This window comes from Pseudomonas sp. PS01297 (genome assembly GCF_029959305.1).
Taxonomy (GTDB): domain Bacteria; phylum Pseudomonadota; class Gammaproteobacteria; order Pseudomonadales; family Pseudomonadaceae; genus Aquipseudomonas; species Aquipseudomonas helleri.
In genome coordinates, this window is record NZ_JASCPQ010000018.1 from 40,343 (window position 1) to 62,794 (window position 22,452).

The following is a 22,452-nucleotide window of genomic DNA, read 5'->3' on the forward strand; positions in this document are numbered from 1 at the left end:
GCCTTGCTGCCCGTCCCGCCTTGTAAAACCTTGTACAACAATCTCCGCGCGTTGAGTGAGTTCCACCGGTGAAGCACCTTATAGTTGCGCGGCATTTTTACGCGTGGCCGATTTGAACGAGGGTGAGATTCATGGGTGATTCGAGCAACACAAAGCGCGTGTTGCGGGTGGGTGTGTTCTTTGATGGCACCGCCAATAACCAGTACAACAGTGCTATAGGTGAGGCGCGACGGGCGCAAAGGCTGAGGGGCGAGAGCGACAGCAGCTACGCCAACGCAACGACCAATATTGCCGCGCTGTACCAGCATTACCCGGCGCAACAAACCTTCAATGCCGACGGCAACGCCGTGACGTCTCTCTATATAAGCGGTATAGGGACTACCACAGGCTCGGCCGATACGCGTTTTCCGGCCCAAACCTATGGCCGTGGCAGTAGCGGCGTGGTGGGCAAGGCAGAACAGGCTTACGCGCAACTGCTCGAGTGCATGAGGCATTTTATTCAGGCTGCGCCAGCGGCTTCTTTGGGCCGGTTACAGCTGGATATTTTTGGATTCAGTCGTGGCGCGGCCGCCGCCCGGCACTTTGCCAACCTCGTCCTCAGTGGATCCTTTAAGTCGCAGCTCAGCCTGGCCGCAGATTTTGAGTGCGAAATCGCCTTTATCGGCTTGTTCGATACTGTCGCCGCCATGGGTGGGCTGGCAGACGGCGGCGATATCAGTGACGACATCAACCCCGGCCTTAACCTGTACCTGAGCCCTGGCTGCGCGAAGTATGTTGTGCAATTGGCCGCACGTGATGAGCAGCGGCGCAATTTTGCCCTGAACAGCATCGCTGGGCAGTGGCCCATGGAAATCGCCGTCCCCGGTGCGCATGCCGATGTGGGGGGTGGGTATCCGGCGTTGATGTCCGAGCAGGTATTTTTGACGCGCTGGCAAACCAATCTGGTTAGCCCGTCCACACCTATCAACCTGACCCACGCTTGGCAGCGCGCGAGTGCAGAACTGACGCAGTGGCAGGCCCGGGACTTGTTGGACCCCACTGACCCGGATCGCCTGCTGCAAGTGCGCAGTGATTCACGCCGCCAGGGCAGCCGCGAAGACCCCATGCAACAAGTGCTGGCTGCGGTGTTTATGCAACGCCGGGTATTCGGTGATTTGGCGCGGGTGTACCTGCGCATTATGCACAGCCTGGCGTGCGAGCAAGGCGTGCCGTTCCGGGTACTGACGCAGGCTGCTTACGCACTGCCTGATGAGCTGCTGCCCATTGAAGCAAGTCTTCAGGCGCAAGTGCGTCTTGGCGCTATCGATTTGGGCGATGAGCAAGAGCGGGTTTTGCGCCAGCGCTACGTCCACCAATCGGCGAACTGGAATGCCTCGGTGGGTTCGGGAGAAGGGATTGTCGATCAGGCTTTTTTCAATCGACCGCAGGAAGGTGGGCGTTTGATCTATGAGCAAACGGCTCCCGTGTACGGGTAAGCGTGCACCGGGATTGTTACAGGTGATGCAATGCATCTATTCGGTACATAGCTTTTTCCGCTGTCACGGAAGCACTAACATAGCCGGCATCGTTAGGAGACTAACTAATTAGCGGAGTGACCCTCATGACCAACCAGGTCGATGTAGCCGTGATGATTGGTAGCGGTGTTCCCAAGAGCTTGCGCGCTCTGGGCCAGAAGGCTTGCTGGGTAGTACTGGTGAATGGTGAACAGCGGGGGACGGCCTTCTCAAGCCGGGTCGAAGCAGAAGAATGTCGCACGGCGTGGTTGGCGCAACTGGGCGCCAACCTTGGCTCACGGCTAGAGCACGCTCAGCGTGCTTGATGCAGGCGCTCGTTTAGTTCGTCGATAACAATGGCCCAGTGATCGTCAGCGGCGATTTTTTCTTTTAGAAACTGCGATTGAGCCGCGGTCCAGAAAGGCGCATCGGCCAGCTTGACGTCTTCAGCCAGTGTCGGGGTTTTGAGGAAAAACGCGTCGATCGACGCTTGATCAGCGTCCAGACCCAGTTGTTCAAACAATGCTTGCAGGGTGACAGGGGTATCGTCCATGTTCATTTCCTTGAGTGGGTGCTCTGCTTTGAGGCCTGCGAGAGCAAAGAGTTCGAGGCCAAGCCTAGAATAGAAACATGAAACGTGTTGTTTAAAATGCGTTTAAGCGTTGAGGGCGCCTGCGTCGACGGCTTCTTTTAATTGCCGGGCAGATTCCATGCCGGCTATTTTTGCCAGCTCGGCGGTCTTGAACCAACGGTCCTTTTCAACCTGGTAGTAACTGACTTTGGTCAACGGTGGTTTTGGGCGCATCACGATCACTGCCTGAAACTCTCCGTCGACATCTTTGACGTCACCACGGATGAAATACTCGCCAATATCAAATTCCGTCACGTGTCATGATTCCTTGCAAGTAATGGAGTGCAGACAACCTGGCGGCATGGGCCAGGCCAATTTTTCGCGCCAGTATGGCAGCAGTTGGCGGGTTGTGGCGCAGTTAACGCATCGGTGCGACGAAAGCCCTGTTGAATATGGGGCCAATCAGGCAGAAAATAAGCCGTTGGCAAAATCGGGAACAGGATGTGTATACCCATTCCTGTGCCTGAGTCGGTAGAATAGCCGCCCAACTGAGTACAAACCGCTGTGCGCGAGCACATGCCCTGTTTAATTTCCTTCAAGTTCTGGCGCCTTTTTGTCAGGGCAACCCAGGCGGGAATCCATTACTTTTACGTCACAGGCCATCCCTGACCCCAGCCGTCAGTTGAATTTCCCGTACTCGGTTTTTAAGTGGGTGGGTGAGGTCTTTTTTGCTGCCTGCCTTTTAGCAGGCAGATTCATTTTTTGTTATTGAGGGCTTTTCGTTGGCAGTCAGCAATTTGGAGATGCACGCTTTATTTGTGTTGGGTGACTTGCGGGCCCGGTTGGTCAAGTTGTTCCAGTCGCGCTTTGTATACGTCACCGAGCAAACGGCAGAAGGTATTTACATCGCTGAAATCGATACCGAAACAGCGTTGGTGGTAGACGACAAACCCGGCCTGAAACTCAAGGTTGGCGATCATTTCAGTGCCGCTGTCATGCCGAGCCGTGAAGGTGGCAAGCTGGACATCAAGTTTCGTGAAATCAAAATGACGGTGTATGGCATTGGTGACTATGCCTACGTCAGCTCGCCGTTAGGCGAAGGTATTGTTTTCAAGGAAGGCCAGACCGTGATGCTGGTGTTTGCGGCCACCGAGCAACTTGAAGCTGGCCTGAGCAAAACCTTGAAGGCGGTCACCACCAAAGCGGCCAAATGGCGCAAGGGTGAGTTGACCTTCAAGGCCAGCAAAGAGTGACGCTGACTCGCAGCGAGTTTCATCAGCAGCACCTTGAGCAGGCTCAGGCCAAGGCTGCCGAGCTTTTTGCCCGGCGCACGGACCTCAAAGGCGCCTGGCTGGGCTGGGTGGCGGGGCAACTGTACAGTTTGAGCCCCGCCGAATACGCCAGCATGGTTCGCCGCGAGTTGCAGCGCTTGCAGGAAGGTATGCCGGCATCACCGTGAGCTGGGCGCAGCCTTTTCAGGTGGCAACGACAAACCGCGGTATCGGTTTACGCATCAGCGTGCCCACCAGCAGTGCGCCTAACAGCGCGAGCAACCCGGCCACCCACAGCAGGGTACTGAAGCCTGCGACAAACGCCTGGGTCGCCAGTGGTTGAATCTGCGCTTGTGCCGCCAGCGGCAACTGGCTGAGCGCCCCTGACATGTCGCCCGCGACCACCCGTGAAGCAATAAAGTGGCTTTGCTCCAGCCAGGGGCTGGCCACCTGTGCGAGGCTGGCTTGCAAGTTTTGCTCGGTGTGCCCGCCCAGCAAGGCGCCGTACACGCCGATCGCCAACACGATGGCGCTAAAGCGCATGGTGGTGCTCATGCCGGACGCCATGCCCACCCGGTCTCGCGGGACGCAGGCCATGATGTTTTTTTGCGTGTCTCCGTTCAGCAACCCGGCCCCCGCGCCAGTCACGGCGGTGGCCAGGGCGAAACTCAGGTAGCCGCCATAACCCACGGCCCAGGCGCTGAGCAAGTTGCCACAGCCCACCAGGGTCAGTCCCAGGGCCATCATGCTCGCCGGGGTGTAGCGTGACGCCATGCGCGCGCCAATTCGTGGGCAGATCAACATGGTCAGGGCAAACGGCAGCATGCCCAACCCCGAGAGAATGGCCGTCAGGCCCAGACCGTTTTGCAGGTAGAACGGCAGCAAGGTCATCATCACCTGAGCGCACCCGGCATAGGCAAACATGCCCAGCAATGCACCGATAAACCGCGGGTGACGGAACAGCTGCAGGTCGATCATCGGACGTTGTTGCACCGACTCGATCCACACAAACAGCGCCAGCAGCAAGGCGCCGCCGCACAGGCGGGCATAGGTCAGCGGGTTATCCCAGCCAATCCGGTTAGCGTCGATCAGGCCCCAGATCAGGCACAGCAAGCTGGCGCTGAAGGCCAGGCTGCCCCACGGGTCGAGGCGTGCAGACTGCGGGTCACGGGACTCACTGATAGCGTGGCGCACCAGCGCCATCAGGACCAGGCCGACCGGCAAGTTGAGGTAGAAAATCCAGCGCCAGCCCAGGTACTCGGTGATCAGCCCGCCCAAGGTGGGCGCTGCGGTCATGGCCACCCCCATGCACGCGCCCCAAAACGCCCAGGCCTTGGCCCGTTCAACTTCATCATGGAAAGCATGCCCGATGGAGGCCAGCGCCGAGGTCAGTAGCAACGCCGCACCAACGCCTTTGACCGCCCGGGCGATTTCCAGCAGCAGGCTATTGGGCGCCGCCCCGCAACCGAGTGACGCGAGGATGAAAATGCACAGGCCCCAGATCAAGGTGGTTTTGCGACCAATACGATCGGCAATGCTCCCGGCCGGCAGCAGCAAGGCGGCAAACGCCAGCATATACGCGCTGACCACCCATTCGATGTCGACAAAGTTGGCGCCCAGATCGCGGGCGATGGTGGGCAAAGTGACCGCGACGATATTGGTGTCGAGCACGATCAATGAACACACCCCGCTGGCAGTCAGCAGGGTCAGACGTGGGCTTACTGTTTTCATGGGCGTTGCCCTGTGCCAACCAAGGGCGTTACTTTGTGAGTAATCAAGTTGACGGACATGTGCGAGTCTCTCTCGTATGGCGGTGTCAACAGGGTATCGCTGCACTGGCTGAGTTGCGTTAGCTGGCTGCTCGGACTTCATTACCTTTGAGCTAATGCTGCTATGGAAATACGCCACTTTCGCTACTTTTTGGCCGTTGCACAGCACTGCAATTTCACTCGCGCAGCTGAAGTGCTGGGCATTGCACCGCCGACCCTGAGCCGACAAATCCAGGACCTTGAAAATGCCCTGGGGGTGCGCTTGTTTGTGCGCGAACAGCGTCAGGTCAGCCTGACCGAGGCGGGGCAGGCGTTGCTGCCCGAAGCCGACGCCACCGTACGCCAGTTCGAACTGGCGCAGCGCCATGCGCAACGTGCCGGGCGCGGCGAAACCGGGCACATCGAATTGGGCTATGTAGCCTCGGCGGTGTATTCCGGCGTATTGCAGCGCCAAGTGCAGGCTTACGCTCAAGCGTCTGCTGAAGTCAGCTTGAGCGTGCGCGAAGCGCCGATGGCCAGTTTGCCGACGATGGTGGCCGAAGGGCGTTTTGACCTGGGCTATGTGCGCTCACCGATGGCGCTGCCCCCGGAACTGGAAGCCATTCGTCTGAACAGCGAAGGGTTTGTCTTGGCGATAGCCGCCGACGCGTGGCTCACTCGCCTCAAGCACATCAGCGCCGAGCATTTGCAGCACGAGACCTTCATCTTGCCCGAGCAGATCAGCGGCACATTGCACGTGGCGGCGCAAGCTGGCTATGCCCCTAAACTGGGCGCGCAGCCCGGCGGGCTGGTGGCTGTCATCGCTTTGGTGTCTTTGAACCGGGGCGTGGCGGTGGTGCCGGCCTCGGTGGTGGGGCATATCAGCCTGCCGAATGTGCTGTACCGGACTATCGAAGGGTGTGACGCGACCTCCTGGTTGTCGTTGATCTATCGCCGATTTGAAAAGTCTGCGGCAGTCGTGCGTTATATAGACAAGGTCAAGCGTGAAGCGGGTTAGCATTTGCGTGCGTTCGTTTCAGGAAGCAGTACAATCGCGCATTTTTCACTGGGCATGGATGCTGGTCCGGATCGTTCAAGAGAAAGCTCATGGTTGCTGCAACGTACTCTCCCGCCCTGGTGTTTATTTCCCTTTGCGTGGCCATTCTGGCCTCGTATACCGCACTTGACCTGACAGGGCGAATCGCCACCGCACGTGGGCGAACGGCCTATCTGTGGATGGGGGGCGGGGCGCTGGCCATGGGTTTCGGGGTCTGGTCGATGCACTTCATCGGCATGCTTGCCCTGGAGTTGCCGCTGGAGCTGGGCTACGACCTGGGCCTCACCCTGTGGTCATTGCTGGTGGCGATCCTGTCCTGCGGGTTTGCCTTGTGGTTGGTCAGCCAGCCCAGCCTGCCGGCACTGCAATTACTGTTGGGCGCCTTGATCATGGGCGCCGGGATCAGCGCCATGCACTACAGCGGCATGGCGGCTTTGAAGATGCATCCGGGCATTGACTACGACCCGACGCTGTTTGGCCTGTCGCTGGTGATCGCGGTCGGCGCCTCGGCAGCAGCCTTGTCCATCGCGTTTCGCCTGCGCAAGCAAACCCCCTATGTGCGCCTGATACGCGGCGGGGCGTCGGTGGTCATGGGCCTGGCAATTGTCGGCATGCACTACACCGGCATGGCGGCGGCGAATTTCCCGGTGGGCAGTTTTTGCGGCGCGCTGGTTGATGGCCTGAGCGGTAAAGGCCTGGACAACCTGGTGCTGGTGTCCAGCCTCGCGGTGCTGGTGATAGCGCTGCTGACCTCGATCTTCGATGCCCGCCTGGACGCCCGCACGGCAGCGCTGGCGGACTCACTGACCCTGGCCAACGAAGAGCTTACCCAACTGGCCCTGCATGACACCCTGACCGGGCTGCCGAACCGCATCCTGCTGGCTGACCGGATCAGCCAGGCCATGGCCAAGGTCGCGGAGCAGGGCGGCTGCTTCTCACTGATGTTTATCGACCTGGACGGCTTCAAGCCGGTCAACGATGCTTTTGGCCATCACGTGGGCGACCGCTTGCTGCGTGAAGTGGCCTTGCGTTTACGCGAGCAGTTGCGCAGCCAGGACACCCTGGCGCGCATTGGTGGCGATGAATTTGTGTTGCTGGTGCGTTTGAGTGAGCCCGACGACGCACCGCAAGTGGCCACCCGCCAAGTCAGCCTGTTGGCGAAGAGCTTTCGGGTGGATGAGCATGACTTGCAGATCTCTGCGAGCATCGGCATTGCGCTGTACCCCGGCAATGGCCAGACCGCCGAAGAGCTGCTGATGAACGCCGACGCCGCGATGTACCACGCCAAAGGTGGTGGTAAAAACGGCTACAGCTTCTTTGACGTATCGATGAACACCAACGCGCGCAAGCAACTGCAACTATTGCAGGATTTGCGTCAGGCACTGGAACATAACCAGTTCCGCCTGCACTACCAGCCCAAGTTTGATGCCAGCAACGGCAAACCGGTCGGGGCTGAAGCCTTGCTGCGCTGGGAGCATCCGCAACAGGGTTTGCTGCAACCGGACGACTTTATCGAGCTGGCCGAAAAAACTGGCTTGATCATCCCGATTGGCGAGTGGGTGCTCAACGAGGCATGCCGGCAAATGCGCATCTGGTTTGACCAGGGCTACAGCCACTGGCGCATCGCGGTCAATTTGTCGGCCTTGCAGTTTTGCTACTCCGGGCTGGTCGACAGCGTGGTCTCGGCGCTGGAACGCAACCAATTGCCCGCCAACAGCCTGACTTTGGAAATCACCGAAACCACCGCGATGAGTGACGCTGACGCGAGCATGACGGTGCTGCAAAAGCTCTCGCACATGGGCGTCGACCTGTCCATTGATGACTTTGGTACGGGCTATTCCAGCCTCATGTACCTCAAACGATTGCCTGCCAACGAGCTGAAAATCGACCGTGGTTTCGTGCGCGACCTGGAACATGACAGCGATGATGCGGCGATTGTCTCGGCGATTGTGGCGTTGGGCCAGGCGCTGGGTTTGCGGATCGTTGCTGAAGGCGTCGAGACCGACACCCAGCAAAGCTTCCTGACCACCTTGGGCTGTGATTCCCTGCAAGGTTTTTTGCTGGGTCAGCCCCTGCCAGCCGAGCAATTTATGGTGGATATTCACCGCGCTGAACAGCCCGTCGCTGGCAACCCGGCTTCGGCCTGACAAAACCGGTGCATCGTGGTTACTCTTGTGCTCATGTCCACTGGTTGAATGGGGAGCGCGTATTTATGGATAGAGTCATCGTGATCACCGGTGGTAGTCGCGGTATTGGCGCAGCCACTGCTGTGCTGGCGGCGAAACAGGGTTACCGGATTTGCATCAACTACCAGTCTGACGACACGGCGGCGCATCAAGTGCTGGACGAGGTGCGTGCGCTGGGGGCACAAGCCATTGCCGTTCGGGCAGACGTCAGCGACGAAGACGAAGTCATCAGCCTGTTCTCGCGGGTTGACCTGGAGTTGGGCCCGGTCACGGCGCTGGTCAACAATGCCGGCACCGTGGGGCAAAAGTCCCGGGTCGACGAGATGTCGCAAGTGCGCATCATGCATACCCTTAAAACCAACGTATTGGGCCCGATTTTGTGCGCCAAGCACGCGGTGATGCGCATGTCACCGCGCTACGGCGGCCAGGGCGGCAACATAGTCAACGTGTCATCGGTGGCCGCGCGACTGGGCTCGCCCAGCGAGTACGTCGACTACGCCGCCTCCAAGGGTGCGCTCGATACCTTCACCCTGGGCCTGTCCAAAGAACTGGCCGGTGAGGGGATCCGGGTCAACGCCGTGCGGCCGGGTTACATCTTCACCGACTTCCACGCCCTCAGCGGCGACCCGGGTCGGGTCAGCAAACTAGAACCCCTCATCCCCATGGGCCGAGGCGGGCGCCCGGAAGAAGTCGCCGAAGCCATCATCTGGCTGCTCTCGGACAAAGCCTCCTACACCACCGGCACCTTCCTGGATTTGGGCGGCGGGCGTTAAACGACTGTAGCAGCGAGCCTGCCCCGCGATCTTTTAAACGATCAAAAGATCGCGGGGCGCGCGATTTGTTCTGAACAAGCGCATTGCAATTACGCTCAATCTGCTGATAATGCGACTTATTGCTATTTAAGTCTGGTTATCTATCGTGTCTGCACCTCTAGATCCTAAAGCCCTGCTGGCGAGCCTCTATCATGACAACCATGCCTGGCTGCGCGGCTGGCTGTCGCGTCAGGTGCGTTGCCCGCAAGATGCCGCGGATCTGACCCAAGACACTTTTTTGCGCGCCTTCGACGCGCAGCAACTGGACCGCATCAAAGAACCCCGCGCCTACCTCAGCACAGTGGCCCGGCGCCTGCTGTGCACGCTCTGGCGGCGACGCAAGCTGGAGCAGTCGTACCTTGAGCAACTGGCTGAACTGCCAGAAGGCTACGCCCCTTCAGCCGAAGACATTGCCCTGGTGCGCGAAGCCATTGAGGCCATTGATCGGGTCCTCGAAGGCCTGCCGCGTCGAGTTAAACGGGCCTTTTTGCTGAACCGCCTGGAGGGCATGCCGCAGCAGGCCATCGCGGATCAATTGGGCGTCTCGCTGGCGACGGTAGAACGTGATCTACGCCGTGCCTTTGTTCATTGCTTGTCACACACGGCGTAATGCTCATGAGCAAAACCAAACTCGACCCCATCACCCGTGATGCCATTGACTGGGTTCTGCGCCTTGAGTCAGGCCACGCCTGTTCATCCGAGCGCCAGGTGTTCAAAGCCTGGCTGGCCGAAAACCCGGAGCACAAGGCCGCCTGGCAAAGGGTCGCCGGGCTGCTGAAAAATCCATTGGCCGACTTGCAATCGGTTGATCGACGAAGCCCCGGTCAGTTGCAGGCGGCACGCAAGGCCTTGCTCGATACGCCTTCGCCGGTGCGCAAAAAAGCCCTGCAAGGCGGTGTGCTGCTGTTGTTACTCGGGCTGGGCGCCGCCGGGGTGGTAGATCGCGTGGTGCCATTGGCAGGCTTGATGGCCGATCAACACACCGGCACCGGCGAACGCAAAACCATCGAGCTGGCCGATGGCAGCCGCCTCACGTTGAATGCCCGCAGTGCGGTCGATATCGAGTTCAGTGCCGGCCAGCGCCGTGTGCGGCTGCGAGAAGGCGAATTGCAGGTGGATGTTGCCGCCGATGCCAAGCGCCCGTTTGTAGTGGCGACCGACCAAGGCCAGGTCAGAGCCCTGGGTACGCGGTTTATGGTTCGCCAAGGCACCGACGAAAGCCTGGCCAGCGTGCAGCAGCACAGCGTGCAACTCGACACCTTGGGTGGGCTGCAACGGAAAATTGAAACCGGCGAGGCGGTGTCGTTCACTGCCAATCAGATCGACCCGCAAACCCCGACCTCACGCAGTCAGGCCGATTGGCTGGAAGGCCGGGTCGAGCTGCACGATGAGCCGCTGTCGTCCTTGATCGATGCCTTGCGCCCTTACCAGACCGGCTTGTTGCGCATCAGCCCGGACGCTGCGCGGTTGCGCGTCTTTGGGGTATTCCCGCTGGACGACACCGCGCATACCTTAAGTGCACTGGCGCAAACCCTGCCGCTCAAAGTCACGCGCTATGGGCCGTGGTTGACGGTGATTGACGTGCGTCGCTAAAAAAGCCAATAAATACGAATTATTTTCAAATGGCGTGAGGGGAACGTCCTGCTCGTTAGTCAAGGTTACAACTGCCTTCACTACAACGAGAAAGGACCCCACATGCCGTACGCCCCTCTAAGACCGTGCCTGCTGGCATTGACCATCACCCTGAGCATTGCCGGGCACCCGCTGAGTGCGGTGGCGCAGTCGCTGGCCAATGAGCAAAGTGCCCTCCAGGCCTATGATCTGCCAGCGGCGCCCTTAGGCGTGACCTTGAGCCGGATTGCTCGCGACAATAACCTGACCCTGTCTATCCCGGCAAACTTGCTGCAAGGCAAGACTTCGGCACCGGTGCATGGCAGGTATACCCCGCAACAGGCAGCAGAGCGAGCTCTGGCGGGCACGGGGCTGGGGTTGAATGTCACCGAAAATGGCGCGCTGAGTGTTTATCCATTGGTGGAGACGGGCGCCTTGAACCTCGGTGCGACCACGATTTCGGCGCATCAGGCCGAAGATGGTCGTGGTCCGGTGGACGGTTTTGTCGCGACCCGATCAATCACCGCAACCAAAACCGACACGCCGATTCTGGAGATCCCGCAAACCATCAACGTGGTCACCGCTGACCAAGTGGCGATCCAGGGCGCCCGCGACCTGACCCAGGCACTGCGTTACACGCCGGGCCTGAGCACCAATGGCTTCACCGATCGCAACACCATCGCGGACGAAATCACCAGCCGTGGCTTTGCGCCGACCCTGCTTTACCTAGACGGTGCCTACTTGCCGTCAGCCGGCAGCCTGGGCGGCGCGCCGCAAATCGACCCGTACACCCTGGAGCGCATCGAAGTGCTCAAGGGGCCTTCATCGGTGCTGTACGGGCAAAACCAGCCTGGCGGCTTGATCAACCTGGTGTCCAAGCGCCCGAGTACCGAGGCCAAACAGCAGATCAAAGTCGGTACCGGCAGTTTTGACCGGTACAACCTGGCGTTTGATGCCACTGGGCCGCTGGACGATGCGAAAACCCTCAGCTATCGCCTGATCGGTGTCGGCAACACCGGCGGCGAGCAAGTGGATCACACCAAGGACTCGCGCAAGCTGCTGGCTCCCAGTGTGCGCTGGGCGCCCAATGACAGCACTGACCTGACGGTCTACGCGCAACTGCAGCGTGATGACGGCCTGGCCGATTATCAGGCCCTGCCAGCCGTGGGCAGCCTGTATCGCAACTCGCAGGGCAACAAAATTCATCGCGATGCGTTCCTCGGCGATTCGAAGTGGAACGATTACAAGCGCGATCAGTACGTGGTCGGGTATCAGTTTTCCCACGCCTTCAACGAGGTTATGACCTATCGGCAGAGCCTCAGCTATATCGACGTCAATGATCGCTACAAGGGCTTTTACCTGAACCGTTTTGTCACCGTGGACGGAGTATCTGATACCCACGCCAGCCGCACCAAGCTCGATTGGCGTCAGCAGAACAACTCGTACACCTTTGACAACCACCTACAAAGCGACTTCGCCACCGGCCCGTTGCAGCACACCTTGCTGGTGGGCCTCGATTACCGCCACTTCACCCGTAAATACCAGGGCTACAACCTGTACGGCAGCGAAGTTATTGACCTGTACAACCCGAGCAATTACCGCACCACGGGCGTGCCAACCCTGACCACCAAGTGGGACAACGTGGTCAAGCAAACGGGGTTGTATGTTCAGGATCAGATCAAGGTCGACAACTTTATCCTGACCCTGGGTGGCCGCCAGGACTGGGCCAAAGTTGAAAACAACGATCTGCTGGCCCATACCCGGGAGCCGCAAAGCGACAACAAATTCACCGGTCGCGTGGGGCTGACCTACCTGACCTCGTTCGGCCTGGCGCCGTATATCAGCTACACCGAGTCGTTCCTGCCGTCGGTGGGCACTACCGCGCCGCAGCGTGGCGGCAAGTCGTTTGTACCGATCACCGGCAAGCAATATGAAGTGGGGGTCAAATACCAGCCCAACGACGCCACGTTGCTCACGGCGTCGGTGTTCGACATCAAGCAGCAAAACGTGCTGACCGGCGACCTGGAATACCAGGAGTATCAGGTTCAGAACGGAGAAATAAGCTCGCGCGGCATCGAACTGGAAGCCAAGAGCAGCGTCAACGCTGTCGATCTGGTTGCCTCGCTGTCGTACATCGATGCGTTTTACAGCAAATCCAACTACAGCGACAAAGGCCACCGCAGCGAAGCCCAGGCGCCCTGGGCGGCCAGCGTGTGGGCTGACTATCACTTCGCGGCAAACCTGTTGCGGGGCGTGACGTTGGGCGGCGGTGTGCGCTACAGCGGCTCAGGTTATGGCGACTCGGCCAACAGCTTCAAAACCCCGTCATTTGTGGTGGTCGACGCCACCCTGAGCTATGACCTGGCGGCGCTGGACCCAAGCTTCAAAGGCGTCAGCACCAGCCTCAACGTGCAAAACCTGTTTGACCGCGAGTACGTGTCGTCGTGTAACTACAGCTTTGGCTGCTACTACGGCCAACAGCGCACGGCGGCCCTGGAAGTCAAATACGATTGGTGATGCACGCCCGTCCTCAACGACGTAGCTTGAGGGCGCTGGCCAGGCTGATCGCCAGTGGCAAGCGCGGCAACAACGTGGCCTGGTAAGCGTGGTACAAATCACCCTTGCCGGGCCAGATAGTGGCCGACGGCAGGTTGTCCGGGCCCAGTTCGTGGTGCCAACTGCCGTTCTCACGGTCGATCAGGTGCAGGTCGATGTAGTCCCAGAAACGCTGATACCACACGTCATATTCGGGCTCGCCGGTGCGTTGGATCAGGGCGGTGGCCGCCGCTGCGGCTTCGGCCAGGGTCCAGTGCAGGCGCTCACGCACCTGCGGTTGATGGTTCCAGTCCAGCGTGTAAACAATCCCCGGTTCACCGTCCACCTGCCAGCCATAGCGGCAAGCGCTGGCGAACAAATGGCGGGCATCGTCCAGCAACCATTCAGGGTTTTCCAGGCCACGCTGCTTGCGAGCGGCTTCAAGGTGCAGCAACAGGCGCGCCCATTCAAACGCATGGCCCGGTGTCTTGCCAAAAGGCCGGAAAGGGTCGGCCGGGTTATCGATGTTGTAGTCGGGCAGCGCTCGCCACTGCGCGTCGAAATGCTCAATGGGCAAGTAGCCAGACTGCGCGGCGTGCTGATGAATCACCCGATCGGCGATGCTCAAGGCGCGGTCGAGCCAGAGGTCTTCGTCGAGCACATCGGCCAGTGCCAAAAAGGTTTCGGTGCCATGCATGTTGCTGTTGGCCCCACGGTACGGCTCGCAGTCACTCCAGTCTTCGGCAAAGCTTTCCTGCAAGGCGCCTTGCTCTTCGCACCAGAAATGACGCTCCAGTACACCCACGGCTTCTGCGAGCAATTCAGCAGCGCCCAGGCGTCCGGCGACCACCGCAGAGCTGGCAGCCAGGGCGACAAACGCATGCAGGTAGGCGTACTTACGGCGGTTGCCATCCTCGCCATTGGGGGTCGCAAACCAGCCGCCGTGATTGGCGTCTTGCAGCGCGCCGGCCAGGGCCGAGAGGCCATGATCTATCAACGGCCCGCAGCCCGGCAGGCCCTGAATATGCGCCAGGGAAAAGCTGTGAACCATCCGCGCGGTAGTCACGGTATCCACCTGCGCATCGTCCGGGCGCTGGCCGAAGCGGTCGAGGCTGGCAAACCCCAGCGGCACACGCGCAGCCTTGGCGAAATCCACCAGCGCTTGCCCCTGGTCGTGCAGCCACTGTTGATGGGAGGCAGAAGTCAGCCAGCTTTCGTTGGTACGCGTGAGATTGGTCATGTGCCACCTGTGGGGTTCTTGTTATTCAGCGCTCGCAGATTAAGAGATTGGCTCAAAAGCTGAAAGCTTTCATCTTCACAAGACGCCCGGTTGTCGCACCGCCGCGGGTTAAATCTCCGGGCCCCAGCGCTGCGACCAGTCGCCGTCTTCCTTGACCAGTTCGCGCAACAGTTCGATGGCGTGTTGCAACGCCGGGCTGTCGCGTTCGCGTGAGTACACCAGATAGGTCGGGTAGCTGAATTCAGGGGCTTTGGGCACGCGCTCCAGGGCGCCGCTGTCCAGGTAACTTTTGACCACCCGGGTACGAAAGTAGCCGCTGCCGCCGTTTTCCAGAATGAAATGCAAGGCCACCGGCCCCAGATTAAAACTGATCGGCGCCCGGGCCTTGTCAGGCAATGCGGCGTCATGCTGACGGCGGAAGTCTTCACCCCAGTCCACGTACACATAAGGTTCGGGCAGGGCAGGGCGGCGAATCTGAATCAGCTTCTCCTCAAGCAACTGCTCAACCTGCATCCCCGGCCAATACTCAGGCTGATACACCAGCGCGGCATCCAGCAGGCCCATTTCGATTTGGCGCAACAGAAACTCACCGTCGCGAATCTGAATCCGCAAGGCGTGCTGGGTGAGGTGTTCTCGCAAGGTTTTCGCCCAGCTCAGAATCAGCGGGTTACACAGGCTGACTTCACCGCCGATGTGCAGCATTTTGTGCAAGCCTTCGGGGCGCGGCACATCACGGCGGGCGGCCTCCCAGGTTTGCATCAGTTGATTGGCGTAGACCACAAAGGCTTCGCCGTCCGGGGTCAGCTTGGCACCAGCGCGGTTACGCACAAACAACCCGGCACCGAGCAGGCTTTCGAGCTTTTGCACGCGGGCGGTCACGGCGGTCTGGGTAATGTGAAGTTTTTCGGCGGCTGCCGCGAGGCTGCCGCAGCGGACGATTTCGAGGAAGGTACGGGCCAGGTCGAGGTCCATGATCGTGCCTGTGAGCAAGGGGTGCTCAGTGTAAGGGCAATGTGCGAAAAACACATGGACACTGTAGGAGCGAGCTTGCCTCGCGATCTTTTAAACCATCAAAAGATCGCGAAGCAAGCTCGCTCCTACAGATTTTTGCGGGGTTAGAAGGTGTATTTGGTGGTCAGCGACAGGCTGCGTGGCTCGCCGTAGTAAACGGTGCTGAAGTTACCCAGGCCCGACAGGTACTTTTTGTCGAATACGTTGTTGGCGTTGAGGTTGAACGACAGGTGCTCGTTGTAATCGTAGCGGGTCATCAGGTTAACCAGCGCGTAGCTGTTCTGCTCGATGATGTCGTAGTCGCCTTTCGGGTCGTTCCAGATCCGGCCGTAGAACGGGCTCTGCCAGTTCACGCCACCGCCAACGGTGACTTTGTTCAACGCGCCTGGCAGGCGATAGGTGGTGAACACCCGTGCCACGTTTTCAGGCTTGGTGGTTTCCAGCGGGAAGCCATACAGGCGCTTGCCGTCATCGGTTTTGGTCTGGGCGTAGGTGTAGCCCGCCATGATGTTCCAGTCCGGCATCAACTCACCGGCCAGTTCAAACTCGATGCCTTTGGTTTTTGCTCCGTCAACCGACTCGTAGTAGTCGCGCCCGGTATCCGCGTCTGTGCCGGCGAAGATCGGCAGTTTTTTCTGCTCGGTGCGGAACACCGCCACCGTCGCGTTCAGGCGGCCACCAAAGTATTCACCCTTCAAGCCGATTTCGTAGCTGTTGCCTTCGGTGGGTGGCAGGTTGGTGTTGGACTGGCTGCGCTCGGTCACCGGTTTGTAGATCGATGTGTAGCTGGCATAGGTTGAGTAGGTGTCGTTCAGGTCATACACCACACCGGCGTAAGGCGTGACTTTGCCGTGCTGCTTGGAGCTGGTTTTGTTGTCGCTGAATGCAGACGACTGCACGTAATACTTGTAGGTTTCGTTGTACTGGAAGTCGCTCAAGCGGCTGCCCACAATGACCGACAAATCGTCTGCAGGCTTGAAGCGGGCAGCGATATAGGCACTGTTCTGATTGGTGTTTTTCTCGTACTTGCCGTTTTTTGGGAAGTCCGGTTTCGGGTAATGGCCCTTCCAGTCAAAGATACTGCCCGGAACCTCACCGAACGCGCTGCCATCAAAGGTCGCGCCGGTTTGGCGTGACGACTGTGATGTGGCGCCGACAACCAGTTCATGTTCGCGGCCGAACAGAGTGAAAGGGCCAGTTGCATTGATGTCGGCGGTGGTTTGTACGCGATGGCCTTCCCACTTGCCCCAGTAAAAGAACATGCCCTCACCAGTTACCGGGTCCGGGGTGCCGCCACTGGCCGAGCCCAGTTGGGTGTCGTGGTCGTTTGTTTGCTGGTTCAGCGTGCCTTTGACCTTCCAGTCGTTGGCGAAGGTGTGCTCAAGGGAGGCGAAGGTGGTTTGCGCGACGACATCACGACGGCTCCAGTCCGTGGCCGGGTTGAACGAGCGGCTGAAGTCGGTCTTGCTGTAGTTCGAGAAGTAGTACGGGTTACCGGTCCAGGACGAGCCGCGCGGCTTTATTTTTTGGTAATCCATACCGAAAGTGAACAGCGTGTCGGGGGTCAGATCGGCTTCGATGATGCCGTAGAACACGTCATTTTTCTTGGAGTAATGGTCGCGGTACGAGTCTGCGTCCTGATACACCGCCACCACCCGGCCGCGCACGCTGCCGTCTTCATTCAACGGGCCGGAAATATCGCCTTCGGTGCGGTAGTCATCCCATGAGCCGACGCTGCCGCTGACCGATGCCTTGAATTCGCGGGTAGGTTTTTTACGGATCAGGTTGACTGTGGCCGAAGGTTCGCCTGAGCCGGACAACAGGCCCGTCGCCCCTTTGGTGATATCGACGCGGTCGTACAAGGCCATGTCGACCTTGGTCGCGCCCTCATCGAACACACCGTCGTAGAGGCTGTTGACGCCGTCGTACTGGAAGTTGGTGATGGCGTAGCCGCGTGCCGAGTATTCCATGCGGTCACTGTCGTAAGCCTGGGTCGAAATACCCGGTGCATTGCGCAGCACATCACCGATGCTTTGTGCGGCCTGGTCGTTCATCAACTGGCGAGTGATCACGGTCACGGTCTGCGGGGTTTCGCGGATCGACAACGGCAACTTGGTCGAACTGGCCGTGGCGCCCGTGGTGTAAGAGCCGGAGTCTTCAGTGATCAGCGTATTGCCCAGGCCCTTGCCGGTAATGGTCGTGGCGCCCAACTCCAGGCCTTTGCCCTGATGGGAATTGATAATCACCGTATTGCCATTGAGCTGATAGGAAATCCCGCTGCCTTGCAGCAGGGTTTCCAGTGCCTGGATGGGCTCAAGCGAACCCGACACCGAATGCGATTTGATCCCTTGCACCTGATCCGGGCTGTACAGCACTTGCAGATTGGCCTGCTTGCCAAACTCGTTCAGTGCGCTGGCCAGCGATTGTGCCGGAATGTTCACCGCGACCGGGGCGGCCTGAACCAGTGAAGAACCCAGTAAAACTGATGCCACAAAGGCGCTGGACAACAGGGTGCGGCGCACAGTCTGACGCTGGGTAGCGATCGAGAGAGGTGTCCGGCTCAAGGTTGGTCGTTGCATGTCGTGCCTAGGCTCCGTAGAAAAATTCTTTCTTGTTAATGGGAATAATTATTAGACGCAGCACGATTGAAAAACCGGATAAAAGTTCCTGAAAAAAATAAGTTGACTCCCCAAAGCTATTGGAACGGCGAATTACGCCACGTCCAGCGCCGTGCTGACTTTGCCGTTGTCCATGCGCACCAATTGATCGGCGACGTCGAAATAACGGTCGTCGTGGGAGATCACGATGATGGTTTTGCCCAGGCGCTTAAGGTCCGGCAGCAGTTCGGTGTAGAAAATCCGCCTGAAGGTCGGGTCCTGGTCGGCCGCCCATTCGTCAAACACCAGCACCGGGCGCTCTTCCAGCCAGGCGTTGACCAGGGCCAGGCGCTTGCGTTGCCCGGTCGATAGGTCAGTGGTACTGAACCGGCCGTCGGTGATGCTGACCTTGTGCGCAATTTCCAGGCGTTTGAGGTACTGCTCGGCGTCCTGGGGGATGTGCATGTCACCTTGCACCACGTCATCGAACAGGTAGTAGTCGGCAAAAATGGTGGTGAACAACTGCCGATAGTCATCGCGGGTTTCGGCTGACACGGGCTGGCCATTAAGGCGGATCTCACCCTGTTGCGGTGCATACAGGCCCAGTAGCAACTTGATCAGGGTGGTTTTGCCGCAGCCGTTTTCACCGACGATAAATACAATGTCGCCTTGCTTGATCGTCAGGTTCACCGGGCCGAGGCGGAACGGGGCGCTGCCGTCCACGGGCGGGAAGCTGTAGCTCACGTCCAGCAGTTGCAGGCTGTTGAGGGTCTTGTCAGGGGCGTCCTGTGCGTTGAGCAGCAGGTGTGGCTCGGGCGAGTTGAACTGTTCGGACAAGTCGGCAATGCGCCGGAAGGCGATTTGCGCACGACTGATGATAGGCAGGGTGCTGATCAAGTGTTCCAGCGGGCCTTTCATGTAGAGCAACACCAGGACAAAACCGCTGATGACCTCGGGGTTACCGCTGGGCCAAAACGACTGCATGGCCAGCGCCAGGCCGATGACCACGAAAAACAGCATCGAACCGAGGCTTTTGGCGATGACGAAGGTGTTGATCGAGCGCACCTGAATGTCACAGATTTTTTGCGCAGTGCGCTGAATGCCGGAGACAAACATCCGTTGCCGACGGGGGCGATGGATACGCAGCTCCTTGGCGCCTTCGGCAATTGCGTTGTAATGCTTTTGCAGTTCGTCTTCGGCTTCACGGGCTTCGGCAAACCCGTTGAGGCCGTAGCCGCGGGCGATGTACTGGATCACCGTGCCGATGGCGATTGCTACCAGCATCATCACAAACATCGGCCACGACAGCATGGCCAGATAACCCATGCAGCCCAAGGTTACGGTCAGCGAAATCGCCAGTGGGGCGAAGGCAAAGGCGAAGTCACTGATGGTGTCGACATCATGGGTCAGTACCGGAATCAGCCGGTGGCTGCGGTAACGTTCAATGTGCGAGATGGGCGCCGAAAGCACCTTTTCGCCGAGTTCTCGGCGCAGGGTGGCGATGATGTGCTGGCCGACATAATTGCTGCCGATGTCTGAACAAATACTGCTGATCAGCGCCAGCACGCAGAGCCCGGCAAACAGCGCGACCACCTGTTGGGTAAGCCCGCTGTCGGCGTGCAGGGCACTGTTGATGGTCGCCAGCAGCACCGTCACGCTTAACCCGCCGATCATGCCCAGCACGATCGACAGGCTGACGATCAAACGAAAAGGCTTGAGCAGAATAAACAGTTCTCGAAGAACCCCGGGTGATGTCCGGGGCGTGGCAGGCTGGCTCATAAACAAGAGTTCCTTGGCTCAAGGGAAGGGCAGTCTCTTGTGAACGAGTGATTGGGGTGGGGATTTAGCGTTCATTCCCTTGTAGGAGCGAGCTTGCCTCGCGATCTTTTGATCTTAAAAGATCGCAGCCTTCGTGCCTCGGCAGCTCCTACAGGGGAGGAGTGAGCCTTAAAGATCGCGCTCAACCCTGAAGCCGATCCAGTCGCCACGGGTTTGCGGGTAGATGTCGTTACGATTGCCCGAGCGTGAGAACACCGGGGCTTCGCCCCAGTCATTGCCGCGGATCTGCATCAGTTCACCTGCGCACTCAGTCACCCAGGCGCTGCCATCGGTGGGTGCGCCCACGTAGTCGTTGTGTTTGCAGTCTGCGAGCCATTCGTACACGTTGCCATGCATGTCATACACGCCAAATGCGTTGGCCGGGTAGCTGCCCACCGGCGAGCTGTAGCTGTAGCCATCCGCCGGGCCATAGGTATTGGCGTGCTTGGCGATGCTGTAGGGCTTGCCTTCATCCATCGGGAACGGGAAAGGCCCGGTCGATCCGGCCCTGGCGGCGTATTCGCGGGTGGCCTCGCTGACCATGCGGTATGGCTTGCCGGTCTTTTTCGCCAGCCAGCTGACGTAATGCTTCACGTCTTCAAAGTCCATGCACACCGCGGGCTGACGCGGCCCCTGTGGGTAGCTGGGTTTGCTCGCCGTGCATTTACGCCCGGGGCGGTCGTCACCGTCGGCAATCTTGACCCCGGTTTCCTTGATGTACGCATCAAATTCGCCTGCCGTGACTTGAAAGCGACTGATCGCCACCGGCTTGCTGAAGGTCACGGTGTGCATCGGGCCTTCATCGGGCTCGCGGCCGACTTCATCGTCGGGGGTGCCCATGACGAAACTGCCCGCCGGCAGCACCACCATTTGCGGGCAGTTTTTGCAGTCTTGAAAGACCGTGCCCGGTTCGGCAGCCGGGGCGGCGTGGGCCAGGGCGGGCAGGGCACTGGCGAACAACAGGCAATACAGCGGTTTTAGCGTGGGCATGATTAAACACTTCACTGGGAGATAGGGTTGGCGGCTTTTTGCACGGTGTCCCAGACCCGCAGGAAATTACCGCCCCAAAGCTTGGCGATGTCGGCTTCTGAATAGCCGCGCTGGAGCAACTCGGCGGTGACGTTGCGGGTCTCGCTCACGTCCTTCCAGCCCTCCAGGCCGCCACCATCGTTGAAGTCAGAGCTGATACCGACATGGTCGATGCCTATTTTTTTCACCGCGTAGTCAATGGCATCGCCGTAGTCTTTCAAGGTGGCTTTGGGCTCATGCTCGACGATGTCGTACAGCCCGCTGGCGTATTGGCCGAAGCGTTGTTCTGGCCACACGGTAATGATCGCGTCACCGGGCATCAGGGCCATTTCGAGGTTGTGCAAGGGTGGCAAGTCGAACTGGCTGCGCAGGGTGTTGAGCTTGTCCTGGCTGGCCTGGCTCAGCGGGCGCAAGTAAGTGCCGAAACCGACAATTTGCACCACGCCGCCGGTGTCTTTAATCCGTTGCATGTCCTTATCACTGAGGTTACGCGGGATGTCGACCAGCGCCCGCGGGGCAGAGTGTGACGCCACCAGCGGGGTGCGGCTGAGCTGGCTGACTTGCTCCAACGCTTTGCTCGACATTTGCGAAACGTCGATGATCACGCCCAGATCGTTCAAGCGTTGTACGGCCTGTTTGCCGGTGTCTGACAGGCCGTTGAGGGCGTCGGGGGTGTCATTGAAAAAGGGCAGCGGGCGTGAGGAGTCGGCCCAGTCGTTGTTGCCGACATAGCTGAAGCCGAACATGCGCATGCCGCGCGCAGCCCATTTGTCCAGCTGATTGAGATCATTTCCTAATGGGTAGGCGTTGAGCATGCTGATAAAAATCGCAAACTTGCCTTCGCCATGCAGACGCCGGAAATCATCCGGGGTGTAGGCAATGGCCACTTGCTCGGGAAAGTCGCGCACCATGGCGCTGATGATGGTGTAGCGCACCTCTTGATCGTTACGCGCGGCGTCGACAAAGCCTGCGGTTGGACGGTGCGGGGCGTTCGGACCGTTCCAGATTTCTGGCCAGCCGAAGATCGTCAGCGCGGCGCCCGACAACCGGCCTTTGGCTGCCTTGACCAGGTCGAACTGGCCGGGGCCGTCTTTGTCGGCTTCATTGCCAGCGCTGCCGAACTCCAGCGGCACGGTGATATGGCTGTCGAATGACAGCAGGCGGTTTTGCAGTTCATCGGCCTGTTTGACGATGCTTAGCGGGTAGCCGGCATTGTCTTTGTAAAACGTGTCCCAGACCAAAAAACCGCCGCCGATGGCCACGGCCAGCGCCAGAGGAATACCAATAAACAGGGCTTTTTTGCTGCGTGATTTAGTCATCGCCATCTCAGTAGAAATCCGCCGCTATACGGCCTTTGCTATCTGGAGGGGACGAGGGGTGAGCTTGATAATTTAAGAGTGCTTTGTGTAGGAGCGAGCTTGCTCGCGCTCTTTAAACCATCAAAAGATAGCGCGCAAGCTCGCTCCGACGGGT

Annotated in this window: 19 protein-coding genes; 10 read left to right on the forward strand and 9 right to left on the reverse strand. The window is 59.3% G+C overall.

The window, feature by feature from the left end:
* Positions 1-131: 131 nt before the first annotated feature.
* Both QMX84_RS08315 and QMX84_RS08320 read left to right on the forward strand, forming a co-directional pair.
* Positions 132-1,475, forward strand: a complete 1,344-nt coding sequence (locus QMX84_RS08315) for a DUF2235 domain-containing protein (protein WP_282363569.1) — start codon at positions 132-134, stop codon at positions 1,473-1,475.
* Between the two features lie 125 nt (positions 1,476-1,600).
* Positions 1,601-1,819: a hypothetical protein gene (locus QMX84_RS08320; protein ID WP_282363570.1), complete on the forward strand. Its 219-nt coding sequence runs from the start codon at positions 1,601-1,603 to the stop codon at positions 1,817-1,819.
* Here QMX84_RS08320 and QMX84_RS08325 read toward each other — a convergent pair.
* On the reverse strand, positions 1,807-2,046 hold the full coding sequence (locus QMX84_RS08325; protein ID WP_048368990.1) for a DUF2789 family protein: 240 nt from the start codon (positions 2,044-2,046) through the stop codon (positions 1,807-1,809). The two genes, QMX84_RS08320 and QMX84_RS08325, sit on opposite strands and share 13 nt — an antisense overlap.
* Positions 2,047-2,148: 102 nt before the next feature.
* On the reverse strand, positions 2,149-2,379 hold the full coding sequence (locus QMX84_RS08330; protein WP_048368991.1) for a hypothetical protein: 231 nt from the start codon (positions 2,377-2,379) through the stop codon (positions 2,149-2,151).
* Positions 2,380-2,846: 467 nt separating this feature from the next.
* Here QMX84_RS08330 and QMX84_RS08335 point away from each other — a divergent pair, with 467 nt between their 5' ends.
* Positions 2,847-3,317 carry a hypothetical protein gene (locus QMX84_RS08335; RefSeq protein WP_048388414.1) on the forward strand — a complete coding sequence of 157 codons (471 nt, stop codon included), beginning with the start codon at positions 2,847-2,849 and terminating at the stop codon, positions 3,315-3,317.
* Positions 3,314-3,523: a hypothetical protein gene (locus QMX84_RS08340; RefSeq protein ID WP_048368993.1), complete on the forward strand. Its 210-nt coding sequence runs from the start codon at positions 3,314-3,316 to the stop codon at positions 3,521-3,523. Before QMX84_RS08335 ends, QMX84_RS08340 begins: the two co-directional genes overlap by 4 nt.
* 16 nt (positions 3,524-3,539) lie before the next feature.
* Here the strand turns inward: QMX84_RS08340 and QMX84_RS08345 are convergent, their stop codons facing one another.
* Positions 3,540-5,066 carry an MFS transporter gene (locus QMX84_RS08345; protein WP_262126205.1) on the reverse strand — a complete coding sequence of 509 codons (1,527 nt, stop codon included), beginning with the start codon at positions 5,064-5,066 and terminating at the stop codon, positions 3,540-3,542.
* A gap of 162 nt (positions 5,067-5,228) precedes the next feature.
* Here QMX84_RS08345 and QMX84_RS08350 point away from each other — a divergent pair, with 162 nt between their 5' ends.
* The 6 genes from QMX84_RS08350 to QMX84_RS08375 all read left to right on the forward strand — a co-directional run bounded on the left by QMX84_RS08350 (position 5,229) and on the right by QMX84_RS08375 (position 13,266).
* Positions 5,229-6,101: a LysR family transcriptional regulator gene (locus QMX84_RS08350; protein WP_282363571.1), complete on the forward strand. Its 873-nt coding sequence runs from the start codon at positions 5,229-5,231 to the stop codon at positions 6,099-6,101.
* Between the two features lie 89 nt (positions 6,102-6,190).
* Positions 6,191-8,287: an EAL domain-containing protein gene (locus tag QMX84_RS08355; protein ID WP_282363572.1), complete on the forward strand. Its 2,097-nt coding sequence runs from the start codon at positions 6,191-6,193 to the stop codon at positions 8,285-8,287.
* A 65-nt stretch (positions 8,288-8,352) separates the two neighbouring features.
* The gene (locus tag QMX84_RS08360; RefSeq protein ID WP_282363573.1) at positions 8,353-9,099 is read left to right on the forward strand and encodes an SDR family oxidoreductase; all 747 of its coding nucleotides are present in this window, start codon (positions 8,353-8,355) and stop codon (positions 9,097-9,099) included.
* Positions 9,100-9,244: 145 nt separating this feature from the next.
* On the forward strand, positions 9,245-9,748 hold the full coding sequence (locus QMX84_RS08365) for a sigma-70 family RNA polymerase sigma factor (protein WP_278938410.1): 504 nt from the start codon (positions 9,245-9,247) through the stop codon (positions 9,746-9,748).
* A 5-nt stretch (positions 9,749-9,753) separates the two neighbouring features.
* Positions 9,754-10,731, forward strand: a complete 978-nt coding sequence (locus QMX84_RS08370) for a FecR family protein (protein ID WP_282363574.1) — start codon at positions 9,754-9,756, stop codon at positions 10,729-10,731.
* A 102-nt stretch (positions 10,732-10,833) separates the two neighbouring features.
* Positions 10,834-13,266, forward strand: a complete 2,433-nt coding sequence (locus tag QMX84_RS08375) for a TonB-dependent siderophore receptor (protein WP_282363575.1) — start codon at positions 10,834-10,836, stop codon at positions 13,264-13,266.
* Between the two features lie 13 nt (positions 13,267-13,279).
* Here QMX84_RS08375 and QMX84_RS08380 read toward each other — a convergent pair whose 3' ends face one another.
* The 6 genes from QMX84_RS08380 to pvdM form a co-directional block, all read right to left on the reverse strand.
* Complete coding sequence (locus QMX84_RS08380; RefSeq protein ID WP_282363576.1) at positions 13,280-14,524, reverse strand: AGE family epimerase/isomerase; 1,245 nt, start codon at positions 14,522-14,524, stop codon at positions 13,280-13,282.
* Between the two features lie 108 nt (positions 14,525-14,632).
* Positions 14,633-15,496: a LysR family transcriptional regulator gene (locus QMX84_RS08385; RefSeq protein ID WP_153334791.1), complete on the reverse strand. Its 864-nt coding sequence runs from the start codon at positions 15,494-15,496 to the stop codon at positions 14,633-14,635.
* Positions 15,497-15,639: 143 nt separating this feature from the next.
* Entirely contained in the window at positions 15,640-18,114 is a 2,475-nt protein-coding gene (locus QMX84_RS08390) for a TonB-dependent siderophore receptor (protein ID WP_282363577.1), read from the reverse strand.
* A 132-nt stretch (positions 18,115-18,246) separates the two neighbouring features.
* Positions 18,247-19,911 carry a cyclic peptide export ABC transporter gene (locus tag QMX84_RS08395; RefSeq protein ID WP_282363578.1) on the reverse strand — a complete coding sequence of 555 codons (1,665 nt, stop codon included), beginning with the start codon at positions 19,909-19,911 and terminating at the stop codon, positions 18,247-18,249.
* 168 nt (positions 19,912-20,079) lie between these two features.
* The gene (locus QMX84_RS08400) at positions 20,080-20,940 is read right to left on the reverse strand and encodes a formylglycine-generating enzyme family protein (protein WP_153334794.1); all 861 of its coding nucleotides are present in this window, start codon (positions 20,938-20,940) and stop codon (positions 20,080-20,082) included.
* Positions 20,941-20,951: 11 nt separating this feature from the next.
* Positions 20,952-22,298, reverse strand: coding sequence for a pyoverdine-tailoring dipeptidase-like protein PvdM (gene pvdM / locus QMX84_RS08405; RefSeq protein ID WP_282363579.1), 1,347 nt, complete (start codon positions 22,296-22,298; stop codon positions 20,952-20,954).
* Positions 22,299-22,452: the final 154 nt, after the last annotated feature.